Origin of the sequence: Streptomyces melanogenes, assembly GCF_014649795.1 — a bacterium.
In the GTDB taxonomy this organism is placed as follows: domain Bacteria; phylum Actinomycetota; class Actinomycetes; order Streptomycetales; family Streptomycetaceae; genus Streptomyces; species Streptomyces noboritoensis.
The window spans coordinates 385,011-397,063 of the sequence record NZ_BMTS01000003.1 but is presented as its reverse complement, the minus strand read 5'-3'; the positions used below and the strand labels follow the sequence as shown (position 1 = coordinate 397,063).

Below are 12,053 nucleotides of genomic sequence, written 5' to 3'. Positions count from 1 at the left end.
GGACCTGTGAGAATCGACCGCATGGACAGCAGCACCAGACGGCAGGCGACCCGGCAGAAGCTCTACGAGGCGGCGGTGACGCTCATCGCCGAGCAGGGGTTCTCGGCGACCACCGTCGACGAGATCGCGGAGCGGGCCGGTGTCGCCAAGGGCACCGTCTACTACAACTTCAAGAGCAAGACCGAGCTGTTCGAGGAGCTGCTGCGGCACGGCGTGGGGCTGCTCACCGCCTCCCTCCAGGAGGCGGCCGACGTCACCCACGCGCGCGGTGGCAGCAGGGTCGAGGCGCTGGACGCGATGATCCGGGCGGGCCTGGAGTTCATCCACCGCTATCCGGCCTTCACCCAGCTGTACGTGGCGGAGCTGTGGCGGACCAACCGGGCCTGGCAGTCCACCTTGATGGTGGTGCGCCAGGAGGCGGTCGCCGTCGTCGAGACGGTGCTGCGCGAGGCCGTGGCGGAGGGCGAGCTGAGCGAGGAGATCGACATCCCGCTCACGGCGGCCGCGCTGGTCGGGATGGTCCTGGTGGCCGCGCTCGACTGGCAGGCCTTCCAGAGCGAGCGCTCCCTGGACGAGGTGCACGCGGCCCTCTCCCGGCTGCTGCACGGGCGGGTCAGCGGCCGCTGACTCCGTCCACGCGCGCGTGGAAGCAGCAGAAACTCACGGAAAATAACTCTGCTCGCGACCGGTGAAAGCAGTGGAAACACCGGTGCGGCGAGGCCCCGATCCCCCCTGGGCCTCGCCGCACCGGCGTATTTCCGCGGAACACGTCCCCCGTACGTCGCTCTGGGCACTTCAAGTACCCCCGTACCCCCCGTGCCCCGTTCGTCAGGGGAGCCGCGCCGTTCCGCCGCCCCGTGTCGGCGGTACGGGCGCGCCTGCCCCCTCCGTGCCCTCCACTCTCCCGTCCGCGCAGGTGGGAACCCATCCGCGCAATTACTCATCTCATCTTGTGAGTACGGATACTCAGGCGTCCGTGCTCAACCCCAGTCCGAAGAAGTCGGAACTGGTTACGATCGCGTCCGTGTCCGTACTCCCCCTGGTGTTCACCAGCGGCTGGGCCAGCGGGGTCAACGCGTACGCCGTGGTCCTGCTGCTCGGCATCTTCGGCGCGACCGGCGTCACCGACGAGGTGCCCGACGCGCTCCAGCGCCCCGACGTCCTGATCGTCGCGGGCGTGCTCTTCCTCTGCGAGGCCGTGGCCGACAAGATCCCGTACGTCGACTCGGTCTGGGACTCCGTGCACACGGTGATCAGGCCGGTCGCGGGCGCCGTGGTGGGCGCGCTGCTCGCCGGGCAGAGCGGGTCGCTGCCGGATCTGGCGGCGGGCGCGATCGGCGGCTCGACGGCGCTGACGAGCCATCTGGTCAAGGCCGGGACGCGGATGGCGGTGAACACCTCGCCCGAGCCGTTCAGCAACATCGCGCTGAGCACGGCCGAGGACCTGGGCGTCGCCGGGATCATAAGTTTCGCGATCTTCCACCCGGTCGCCGCGGCCGTGATCGCGGGCACGCTGCTGGTGCTCGGCGTGGTGATACTGGTCTTCCTCTGGAGCCGGATCCGCCGCTTCCGGCGCCGCCGCGCCCAACGCCGGGAAGAGAAGCGGCTGGCCGCGGCCGGGGAGCACGGCCCGCCGCGCTGAGCGCGCCCGGCCCGGGCACCGGCGTTGTCAGTGGCGGCCGATAAAGTCGCTGGCATGGCACGGATTGCGGTGATCGGCGCCGGGATGGGCGCCATGGCGGCTGCCGCCCGGCTGGCCGTGGCAGGCCACCGGGTGACGGTGTACGAGCGCACGTCGACGTACGGCGGGGCGCTGGGCAGGTTCGAGCGGGACGGGTTCGCGTTCGACACCGGCCCCGGGCTGCTGCGCCTGCCCGCGGTCTACCGGGACCTGTTCCTCAAGACCGGCAAGGAGCCCCTGGAGGACCGGGTCGAGCTCACCCCGACCGACCCGGCCGCCCGCCACCTCTTCGCCGACGGCACGGACGTCTCGCTGCCCAACGCCTCGCGCGCGGGCGTCGTCTCGGCGCTCGACGGGGCGCTCGGCGCGGGCGCGGGCGAGAAGTGGGGCGACTTCCTGGGCCGCGCGCGGGACGCCTGGGACCGCTCGCGCCGTCCGCTCCTGGAGGAGCCGCTCTGGCCCGACTGGCAGGTGCTGGCCCGCGACCCGTATCCGGCGCCCAAGCAGCGCCGACTGCTGCGCTCCCCCCGCCAGGCGGCGACGCTCGCGGAGGTCGGCGCCTGGGAGCTGGGCGACCCCCGGCTCGCCCAGCTCCTGACGAGCCACGCGCTGGCGGAGGGCCTGGACGCCCGCACGGCCCCGGCGAGCGCCGGCCTGCTCCCGTACCTGGAACAGAGCTTCGGCAGTTGGTACGTGCGCGGGGGCATGCGGGAGCTGGCGCGCGCGGTGTACGAGCGGTGCCTGGCGCGCCGGGTCGCCTTCGTCTTCGACGCCGAGGTCACCCGGATCGTGGAGAAGGACGGCCGCGCGGCGGGCGTCGAGCTCGCCGGGGGCGAGGTGGCGGAGGCCGACCAGGTGGTCCTCGCCGCCCAGCCGCGCCCCGACTCAGGCCCGCTGCGGGGGCGCGAGCCGTGGCAGGACGGCGATGTGCGGCCGGTCGCGGACCTGGCCCCCGGCCGGTTCACGGTGCTGCTCGCCCTGCGCGGCGGGCGCCCGGCCGACGCGGTGCACCGCACGGTGGTGCACTCCCCCGACCCGGCGGCGGAGGCCGAGGCGGTCTTCACCACCCGCCACCCGGCGATACGGCCGACGGTCACGGTGCTGCGCCCCGACGACCCGGCGACCCGGCCGGACGACGCCCACGAGGCCGTCGTCCTGACCGCGACGGCGCCCCCTCAGGGCCCGTTCGACTGGACGGACGAGCAGGCCCGCGAGCGGTACGCGGACAGGCTGGTGGAGGTCGCGGAGGCGGCGGTGCCGGGGCTGAGGGAGCGGATCCTGTGGCGCGTGGTGCGCACGCCCGCCGACACGGAGGCCGAGACCGGTGCGGAGGGCGGCTCGGTCCCGGCGCCCTCGCTGGCCGGGGCCGGTGCCACCCGGCTGCACCCGGGCAACCGGACGCGGCTGCCGGGCCTGTATCTGGCGGGTGGCTGGGCCCACCCCGGCGGCGGGCTCGCGCACGCCGGGATGTCCGGATCGCTGGTCAGCGGTCTGATCGTGGAGGGCGACGACTTCCGCGGCTCGCAGTGAGCCGGTAGCCGGGCGTGGTCGTCGGCGGGGCCGACGACCACTCAATAGCGGTACGGCTGCTGCTCGTTGACGTACCCGGATCCGGTGCCGCCGCCCGTCCCGTTGCCGTACTCGCCGCCCTGCGGATACGGCGCGGGCTGCTCCTCGCCGTACGGCTGGGGCTCGTTGTCGCGCTGCTGCGGCACCCAGACCCCGCCGGGCGGGGTGTCCATGCCGTACTGCTGGGCGTAGGGGTCGGCGTAGGCCTGCTGGGGGGCGGCATAGGTGTCGTAGCCGCCGTAGCCCTGGGTGGTGCCGCTGCCGATGTACGGGTCGGAGTACGCGGCGTACTGCTGCTGCCCGGTGTCCGTGCCGTAGCCGTACTGGCCCGCGTACGGGTCGGCGTACTGCTGCTGTCCGGCGTCGTATCCGCCGTACTGCTGCTGGGCTCCGGCGTGGGCGTTCTCGCTGTAGACGCCGTACTGGCCGGTGTCGTCGGGCAGCGGCTGCGGCTCGTAGACGGACTCCCGCGCGGCCGTGGCGGGGTCGGCGGCCTCGGCCTTCGCGTCCTGCGGGGCGTCGGCCTCGCCGTCGCCCTCGTACTGGAAGTCGGAGACCTGGAGCACCGGGTCCTGGAGCGGGGCCGCCGCGCCCGAGCGGCGCCGGCGGCTGGCGCCCGGCCTGCCGCCGACCGCCCAGCCGGTGGAGAAGCCCCGGCGGAAGGAGAGCGTGACGTAGGTCTGGCCGACCGCGAAGGCCAGCGCGCCCAGGATGATCACGAAGACCGACGGCAGGAGGACGCCCAGGACCACGCCCATGAAGCCCGTGAAGGCCAGCAGCCGCCAGCGCAGCCGCGCCTTGTACTGCAGGAGCACCTCGCCGAGCAGCCAGAGCGCGACGACGCCGAACGCGATGTAGAGGACCGCCCAGCCCATGTACGCCCCTCTTCCCAAAGGCCGCCGTCCCCTTGGCGGGACGGCCGGCCAGTACGCCCTATGCGACTGATCAGGGCTGCTGGTGCAGGCCCAGATTCTCGTAGATCTCGAGTGTCGCCGTGGAGTTGTTGAGGGTAATGAAGTGCAACCCGGGTACGCCATCGGCGAGCAGCCGCGCGCAGAACTCCGTGGCGAACTCGATGCCAATGGAGCGTACAGCGGCCGGATCGTCCTTGACGGCGAGGATCCGCTCTTTCAGCTCGGGCGGGAACTCGGCATTGCTGAGCTGGGGCAGCCTTTCCAGCTGCTTCACGCTGGTCACCGGCATGACCTCGGGGATGATCGGGGTCTCGCAGCCGGCCTCGGCGACCTTGTCGCGCAGCCGCAGATAGCTCTCCGGGCGGAAGAACATCTGGGTGATCGCGTAATCCGCGCCGGCCCGGCACTTGTCGACGAAGTGCCGTACGTCGGTGTCCCATGCGGTGGAGCGCGGGTGCATCTCCGGGAAGGCGGCGACGCCGACGCAGAAGTCGCCGGACTCCTTGATGAGCCGGACCAGGTCGGCGGCGTAGGTGACGCCCTCGGGGTGCCTGACCCAGTCGCCCATCGGGTCGCCGGGCGGGTCGCCGCGCACGGCGAGGATGTTGCGGATGTCGGCGTCCGCGTACTGACCGACCATGTTGCGCAGCTCCGCCACCGAGTGGCCGACCGCCGTGAGGTGGGCCACCGGGGTCAGGGTGGAGTCGGCCGCGATCTGCTCGGTGGCCTTGACCGTGCCCGAGCGGGTGGAGCCGCCCGCGCCGTAGGTGACGGAGACGAAGCTCGGGGCCACCGCCTCGACCCGGCGCAGCGCGTTCCAGAGGTTCCGCTCGCCCTTCTCGGTCTTGGGCGCCCAGAACTCGAACGAGTACGTCGTCTCACCGGTCGCCAGCATCTCGCGCACGGTGCGCGCGCGATGGGTCCTGGTGGAAGCAGTGCCAAGGGCCATACTCGCAGGTTAGCCAGGCCTTGGCGGTCCCCCAACAAGGCAGGGGTAATTTGTCCGCATTGTCGGACTCTTGTCCACCCCTCGGACAAAAGATCTCTAGCGGGCCATCACGCGTTCGCGCACCCGCTTCGCCAGGTTCGCCGTCGCCTCGGCGGGGTCGTCCGCCTCGGTGATCGCCCGGACCACCACGATCCGCTCGGCGCCCGCGTCCAGCACCTCGTCGAGGTTGGCCGCGTCGATGCCGCCGATGGCGAACCAGGGGCGCTCGGTGGCGAGCGAGGCGGTGTAACGCACCAGGTCCAGGCCCGGGGCGTGGCGGCCGGGCTTGGTCGGGGTGGGCCAGCAGGGGCCCGTGCAGAAGTAGTCCACGCCGGGCTCGACGGCGGCCGCGAAGGCCTCCGCGTCGGCGTGCGTGGAGCGGCCGATCAGGACCTCGTCGCCGAGGATCGCGCGGGCGGCCGGGACCGGCAGGTCGCCCTGGCCCAGGTGCAGCACGTCGGCGCCGATGGCGTGGGCCACGTCGGCCCGGTCGTTGACCGCGAGCAGCTTGCCGTGCCGGCGGCAGGCGTCGGCGAGGACGGCCAGGTGCTCCAGTTCCTCGGCGGCCTCCATGCCCTTGTCCCGAAGCTGGACGATGTCCACGCCCGAGGTCAGCACGGCGTCCAGGAACGCGGGCAGGTCGCCCTGGCGCCTGCGCGCGTCCGTGCAGAGGTAGAGCCGGGCGTCGGCGAGCCGCTCACGGGCCGTGGGCATGAAGTCCCCCGTTGGGTGCGGTGCGGGCGCGGACCGGTCTCCCGGCCCGCGCCCCACCTGTAGGCGATCAGGTCAGACGGCGAGCGCCTGGGCGCGACGCTTCACCTCCGTGCCGCGATTCTCGCTCAGGGCCTGCGCGGGGGTGCCGGGCAGGGTCGGGTCGGCGGTGAAGAGCCACTCCAGCATCTCTTCGTCGGAGTAGCCGTCGTCCCGCAGGAGCGTGAGGGTGCCGGCGAGGCCCTTCACGACCTTGTCGCCGTCGATGAAGGCGGCGGGCACCTGCAGCGTCCGGTTCTCACCGCGGCGTACGGCGATGAGCTGGCCCTCCTTGACCAGCTGCCGCACACGGGTCACCTCGACGTCGAGCATTTCGGCGATGTCGGGAAGGTGGAGCCAGGCGGGGACGAGTGCATCGGTTTTCGCGTCAATCTCGGTCACGGGACAAGCGTGCCATCCCGGACTGACACTCGGTAGCCGGAGCTCAGCCGACTGCCGCCTTGAGGGGGACGGACGGGTCGGCGGCGCGGACCGGATCCAGCGTCGCACCTGCCTCGATGAGCTTGCGGCCCTGCGCCAGATCGCGCGGTCGGCCGACGGCCAGGAGGGCGACGAGCCTGCCCTCGCGCAGCCAGCAGACCGACCACGCGGCGGTCGCCGGGTCGCCCCGCCACAGCAGCCGGTCGGCGCCGCGGTGGTGGCCGACGTACTGCACGAACCTGCCGAACTGCTCGGACCAGAAGTACGGCACCGGGTCGTACGGACGGACCGCCTCGCCGACGATGTCCGCCGCCACCGTGCGCGGCCCCTGGAGGGCGTTGTCCCAGTGGTGGATGAGCAGCCGCTCCCCGTACCTTCCCGAAGGGAAGGAGGCGCAGTCGCCGACCGCGTAGACGTCCGGGAGCGAGGTGCGCAGCCGGTCGTCGGCCGTGACCGCGCCCTCCGGGCCGCGCTCGATGCCGGTGGACGCCAGCCAGTCGGTGGTGGGCCGGGCGCCGATGCCGACGACGACCGCGTCGGCCGGGAGGCGGCGGCCGTCCGCCAGCACGACGGCTCCGGGCTCGACGGCCGCCACGCGCGCGTGGGTGAGCAGTTCGGCGCCGCTCTCCGCGTACCAGCCGGCCATCGGCCCGGTGACCTCGGCGGGCAGCGCGCCCGCCAGCGGGCACTCCGCGGCCTCCACGACGGTGACCGCGCAGCCCGCCTCGCGCGCGGCGGTGGCGAACTCGGCCCCGATCCAGCCCGCCCCGACGACCACGACGCGGAGCTGGGCGTTCAGCACCGCGCGCAGCCGCCCGGCGTCGTCGAGGGTGCGCAGCAGATGGACGTCCGGCAGGTCCTCGATGCCGGGCAGCGCGATCGGCTCCGCGCCGGAGGCGATGACCAGCGCGTCGTACGGGACGGGCCCCGACGCGGTGTCGATCTCGTGCTCACGCGCGCGTACGTCCGTGACCGTCTCGCCCAGGCGCAGGTCGACGCCGAGGCCCTCGAAGTCCACCTCGAAGGCGGAACCCTCGGCCTTGCCGAGCAGCACCGCCTTGGAGAGCGGGGGCCGGTCGTACGGCTGGTGGGGCTCGGCGCCGATGAGGGTGATCCGGCCGGGGAAGCCCTGTTCGCGCAGGGCCACGGCCGTCTGGACCCCGGCCATGCCCGCGCCGACGACCACGACGTGGCGCTGTTCCGAATGCGTCTGCTTTTCGCTCACCCGATCACCATAAACATCTGACAGTTCGTCAGGAAACCGGTCAGGCGTTAGCCTGGCGCACGTACAAGCACTCGCGGGAGCCCGGACGCACCGGGCTGAGAGGGAGGCTGCAGCGGCCTCCGACCGTACGAACCTGATCCGGGTCATGCCGGCGAAGGGAGGGGCTGGACGCCCATGCACTCATCCCGAAACGGGGCAGTTCCCCACGGGTCGGACGTACTGGTCGTGGGGGGCGGAATCATCGGCCTCGTCACGGCCTGGCGCGCGGCGCAGCGCGGGCTGCGCACCGCGCTCGCGGACCCCGCGCCCGGCGGCGGCGCCGCGCAGGTCGCGGCGGGCATGCTCGCCGCCGTCACCGAGCTCCACTACGGCGAGGAGACCCTGCTCGGCCTCAACCTGGCCTCCGCCCGGCGCTACCCGGACTTCGTGGCCGAGCTGGAGGAGGCGAGCGGCCTCGGCACCGGCTACCGCGCCTGCGGCACCCTGGCGGTCGCCCTGGACGCCGACGACCGCGCCCATCTGCGCGACCTGCACGCCCTCCAGCAGCGCTCGGGGCTCGACTCCCAGTGGCTGACCGGGCGCGAGTGCCGCCGTCTGGAACCGATGCTGGCGCCCGGGGTGCGCGGCGGGCTGCGGGTCGACGGCGACCACCAGATCGACCCGCGCCGCCTCGCCAAGGCCCTGCTGACGGCGTGCGAGCGGGCCGGGGTGGTGTTCCACCGGGGCTGGGCCGAACGGCTCTCGGTGGTCCGCGAGCGGGCCGCGGGGGCCGTCCTGGCCGACGGCACCGAGCTCGCCGCCGACCAGGTCGTCCTCGCGGGCGGCAGCCTCAGCGGGCGGCTCGCCGGGATCCCCGACGAGCTGCGGCCGCCGGTGCGCCCGGTCAAGGGCCAGGTGCTGCGGCTGACCGTGCCGCCCGCGTACGCGCCGTTCCTGTCCCGGACGGTCCGCGCGGTGGTCCGCGGCAGCCACGTCTACCTGGTGCCGCGCGCCGACGGCGAGCTCGTCGTCGGCGCCACCAGCGAGGAGCTGGGCTGGGACACCACGGTCACCGCGGGCGGGGTCTACGAGCTGCTGCGGGACGCGCACGAGCTGGTGCCCGGCATCACCGAACTGCCGCTGACCGAGACCCGCGCCGGGCTGCGCCCCGGCTCCCCCGACAACGCGCCGCTGCTGGGCCCCACCGCCCTGCCCGGCCTGCACCTGGCCACCGGCCACTACCGCAACGGGGTGCTGCTCACCCCCGTCACGGGCGACGCGCTGGCGCACGCGCTGGCCACCGGCGAACTGCCCGCCGAGGCGCGCCCCTTCACCCCCCGCCGCTTCACCTCCGCCCCGGTGGAGTCCGTACCGCAGGAGCTGACCGCATGACCGTCTCCTCGACGACCGTCTCCGTCAACGGCGAGGTACGCGACCTCGCCCCGGGCACCACGCTCGACGTCCTCGTCGCCACCCTGACCCCGGCGCCCTCGGGCGTCGCCGCCGCCGTCAACGAGACGGTCGTCCCGCGCGGTGCCTGGCCGCGCACCACGCTCGGCGACGGCGACCGCGTCGAGGTCCTGACCGCCGTCCAGGGAGGCTGAGCCATGGCCGACGACCTGTTCACCCTCGGCGGTACGACCTTCACCTCGCGGCTGATCATGGGCACCGGAGGGGCGCCGAGCCTGGACGTCCTGGAGCGCTCGCTGGCCGCCTCCGGCACCGAGCTGACGACCGTCGCGATGCGCCGCCTCGACCCGACCGTGCAGGGCTCGGTCCTGTCCGTCCTGGAGAAGCTGAACATCAGCGTGCTGCCGAACACGGCGGGCTGCTTCACGGCCGGGGAGGCCGTGCTGACCGCCCGCCTCGCGCGCGAGGCGCTCGGCACGGACTGGGTCAAGCTGGAGGTGGTCGCCGACGAGCGCACCCTGCTGCCCGACCCGATCGAGCTCCTGGACGCGGCGGAAGTGCTGGTCGACGACGGTTTCACGGTGCTGCCGTACACCAACGACGACCCGGTGCTGGCGCGGAAGCTGGAGGACGTGGGGTGCGCGGCGATCATGCCGCTCGGCTCCCCCATCGGCTCCGGGCTCGGCATCCGCAACCCGCACAACTTCGAGCTGATCGTGGACCGCGCCACGGTCCCGGTCGTCCTCGACGCGGGCGCGGGCACGGCGTCCGACGCGGCGCTCGCGATGGAGCTGGGGTGTTCGGCGGTGATGCTGGCGTCTGCGGTCACGCGGGCGCAGGAGCCGGTGCTGATGGCTGAGGCCATGCGGTACGCGGTGGAGGCGGGCCGGTTGGCGTACCGGGCGGGGCGGATTCCCCGGCGCCACTTCGCCGAGGCGTCCTCCCCCGTGGAGGGGCGGGCTGTGCTGGACCCGGAGCGTCCGGCGTTCTAGACGTGGGTGGGGCGGCTGCCGACCCGCCCGAGATCACCCCCGCGTTACAGCTGCGCTGCAGTCCCGCCCCGGGAACACCCAGGGCGGGAGGGTTGTCCGTGACCGCTCGTAGACTCTGCTCCGTGGATACGACCCTTCAGGACCCCCTCGTCGGGCAGGTGCTCGACGGCCGCTACCGCGTCGAGGCGCGCATCGCCGTCGGCGGTATGGCCACGGTCTACCGGGCCGTCGACACCCGGCTCGACCGGGTGCTCGCCCTCAAGGTGATGCACCCGGCGCTCGCCGCCGACGGCTCGTTCGTGGAGCGGTTCATCCGCGAGGCCAAGTCCGTCGCCCGGCTCGCCCACCCGAACGTGGTCGGCGTCTTCGACCAGGGCACCGACGGCGGGTACGTCTACCTGGCGATGGAGTACGTGGCGGGCTGCACCCTGCGCGACGTGCTGCGCGAGCGCGGCGCCCTCCAGCCCCGGGCCGCCCTGGACATCCTGGAGCCCGTGCTCGCCGCGCTCGGCGCCGCGCACCGCGCCGGTTTCGTCCACCGGGACATGAAGCCGGAGAACGTCCTGATAGGGGACGACGGCCGGGTCAAGGTCGCCGACTTCGGCCTGGTCCGGGCGGTGGACGCGGTCACCAGCACCACCGGCAGCGTCCTCGGCACCGTCTCGTACCTCGCCCCCGAGCAGATCGAGCAGGGCACCGCCGACACGCGCGCGGACGTCTACGCGTGCGGTGTCGTGCTGTACGAGATGCTCACCGGCGCCAAGCCGCACTCCGGGGAGAACGCCGCCCAGATCCTCTACGCCCACCTCCACGAGGGCGTGCCCGCGCCGTCCGCCGCCGTGCCCGGCCTCGCCGTCGAGCTGGACGAGCTGGTGGCCTCCGCCACCGCCCGCAACCCCGACGCGCGGCCGTACGACGCGGTGGGCCTGCTCGCCCAGGCCCGCGAGGCCCGTGCCGCGCTCGACGACGAGCAGCTGGACGCGATGCCCCCGCAGGCCGTGCCCGCGGCCGGGACCTCCGGCTCCGAGGACCGTACGAGCGTCATACCGCGCGCGGTGGCGACCCCGCCCCGGGGCAGCGCGCCCACGGCGGCCGCCGCCCCGCTGCCGGCCGAGCAGGACCCCGTCAACCGCACCAGCCGGCTGACCATGCCGCCGCCCGGGCCCGCCCCGGCACGCGCGCGTGGCGGACGGCCCCGCCTCGTCCTGAACGGGCGGCGCGGCCTGGTCGCGGCGCTCGCCGCCGTCCTGCTGGTCCTGGGGGTCGGCGCCGGGGTCTGGTACATCAACTCCGGCCAGTTCACGCACGTCCCCGCCGTCATCGGGCAGAGCGAGAGCGCCGCCAAGAAGCGCCTTGAGGACGCGGGCCTTTCGGTGAAGAAGGTCGACCGCCGCTACAGCGACACGGTCAAGCGCGGCACGGTGATCGAGACGGACCCGGAGACGGGCGCGCGCGTGCGCGGCAACGCCTCGGTGACCGTCGTGGTCTCGCGCGGCCCCGAGATGGTCAAGGTCCCGGACGTCACCGGCAAGCCGCTGGACGACGCCAAGAAGGCGCTGGCCGACGCGGGTCTCACCCCCGGCGCGGTCACCGAGGAGTTCAACGAGGACACCGACCAGGGCGCGGTCGTCAGCACCGACCCGGCCGCGGGCGCCCCGCGCCGCGCGGACACCGCGGTCGCCCTCGTCGTCAGCAAGGGCGCCCCGGTCGAGGTCCCCGGGGTCGTCGGGGACTCGGTGGAGGACGCCACCTCCTCCCTGAAGGACGCGGGCCTGGAGGTCCAGATCGCGCCCGAGCAGGTCAACTCGCCGCAGGAGGCGGGCAGCATCGCCGCCCAGTCCGCGGCCGAGGGCGCCCGTCTCGCCAAGGGCGACACGGTCACGCTCACCGTCTCCAAGGGCCCGCGGATGATCACCGTGCCCAAGGTGACCGGCGAGAAGGCCGACCAGGCCAAGAAGGACCTGGAGAAGGCCGGTTTCAAAGTCAACGTGGACCACGGCTTCCCGTTCCTCAGCGACGAGATCGCCAGCCAGTCCGTCAAGGCGGGCGACCAGGCGCCGGAGGGCTCCACCATCACCATCAAGACCAAGGGACTCTGAACCAC

General features: G+C 73.6%; 12 protein-coding genes and 1 riboswitch. Of the genes, 7 read left to right on the top strand and 5 right to left on the bottom strand.

All coding sequences use genetic code 11. The features are described 5' to 3' along the window. The first annotated feature begins 21 nt into the window (after positions 1-21). The 3 genes from IE252_RS08870 to IE252_RS08860 all read left to right on the top strand — a co-directional run bounded on the left by IE252_RS08870 (position 22) and on the right by IE252_RS08860 (position 3,211). Positions 22-627: a TetR/AcrR family transcriptional regulator gene (locus tag IE252_RS08870; RefSeq protein ID WP_067158182.1), complete on the top strand. Its 606-nt coding sequence runs from the start codon at positions 22-24 to the stop codon at positions 625-627. A 397-nt stretch (positions 628-1,024) separates the two neighbouring features. Continuing rightward, positions 1,025-1,642 carry a DUF4126 domain-containing protein gene (locus IE252_RS08865; protein ID WP_190088756.1) on the top strand — a complete coding sequence of 206 codons (618 nt, stop codon included), beginning with the start codon at positions 1,025-1,027 and terminating at the stop codon, positions 1,640-1,642. A 54-nt stretch (positions 1,643-1,696) separates the two neighbouring features. After that, positions 1,697-3,211: a phytoene desaturase family protein gene (locus IE252_RS08860; RefSeq protein WP_190088755.1), complete on the top strand. Its 1,515-nt coding sequence runs from the start codon at positions 1,697-1,699 to the stop codon at positions 3,209-3,211. Between the two features lie 41 nt (positions 3,212-3,252). On the opposite strand, the gene IE252_RS08855 is transcribed toward IE252_RS08860, so the two are convergent. The 5 genes from IE252_RS08855 to IE252_RS08835 all read right to left on the bottom strand — a co-directional run bounded on the left by IE252_RS08855 (position 3,253) and on the right by IE252_RS08835 (position 7,511). Continuing rightward, positions 3,253-4,125 (bottom strand): hypothetical protein, encoded by an 873-nt coding sequence (locus IE252_RS08855; protein ID WP_190088754.1) that lies wholly within the window; start codon positions 4,123-4,125, stop codon positions 3,253-3,255. Between the two features lie 70 nt (positions 4,126-4,195). Continuing rightward, positions 4,196-5,113, bottom strand: coding sequence for a methylenetetrahydrofolate reductase [NAD(P)H] (gene metF / locus IE252_RS08850; RefSeq protein WP_190088753.1), 918 nt, complete (start codon positions 5,111-5,113; stop codon positions 4,196-4,198). Between the two features lie 96 nt (positions 5,114-5,209). Then, on the bottom strand, positions 5,210-5,866 hold the full coding sequence (gene thiE / locus IE252_RS08845; RefSeq protein ID WP_190088752.1) for a thiamine phosphate synthase: 657 nt from the start codon (positions 5,864-5,866) through the stop codon (positions 5,210-5,212). Positions 5,867-5,938: 72 nt separating this feature from the next. Beyond that, entirely contained in the window at positions 5,939-6,304 is a 366-nt protein-coding gene (locus IE252_RS08840) for an Rv2175c family DNA-binding protein (RefSeq protein ID WP_190088751.1), read from the bottom strand. Between the two features lie 43 nt (positions 6,305-6,347). Beyond that, on the bottom strand, positions 6,348-7,511 hold the full coding sequence (locus IE252_RS08835; RefSeq protein WP_229848167.1) for an NAD(P)/FAD-dependent oxidoreductase: 1,164 nt from the start codon (positions 7,509-7,511) through the stop codon (positions 6,348-6,350). Positions 7,512-7,631: 120 nt separating this feature from the next. Continuing rightward, a riboswitch (TPP riboswitch) is annotated at positions 7,632-7,745 on the top strand. Between IE252_RS08835 and thiO the strand changes: the two genes are divergently transcribed. From thiO to pknB, 4 genes are all read left to right on the top strand, one after another. Beyond that, positions 7,743-8,939, top strand: coding sequence for a glycine oxidase ThiO (gene thiO / locus IE252_RS08830; RefSeq protein WP_190088750.1), 1,197 nt, complete (start codon positions 7,743-7,745; stop codon positions 8,937-8,939). (Overlaps the previous riboswitch by 3 nt.) Beyond that, complete coding sequence (gene thiS, locus IE252_RS08825; RefSeq protein ID WP_190088749.1) at positions 8,936-9,151, top strand: sulfur carrier protein ThiS; 216 nt, start codon at positions 8,936-8,938, stop codon at positions 9,149-9,151. The genes thiO and thiS overlap by 4 nt, the downstream gene beginning before the upstream one ends. 3 nt (positions 9,152-9,154) lie before the next feature. Continuing rightward, positions 9,155-9,949, top strand: coding sequence for a thiazole synthase (locus IE252_RS08820; protein WP_190088748.1), 795 nt, complete (start codon positions 9,155-9,157; stop codon positions 9,947-9,949). A gap of 122 nt (positions 9,950-10,071) precedes the next feature. Then, positions 10,072-12,048: a Stk1 family PASTA domain-containing Ser/Thr kinase gene (gene pknB, locus IE252_RS08815; protein ID WP_190088747.1), complete on the top strand. Its 1,977-nt coding sequence runs from the start codon at positions 10,072-10,074 to the stop codon at positions 12,046-12,048. Positions 12,049-12,053: the final 5 nt, after the last annotated feature.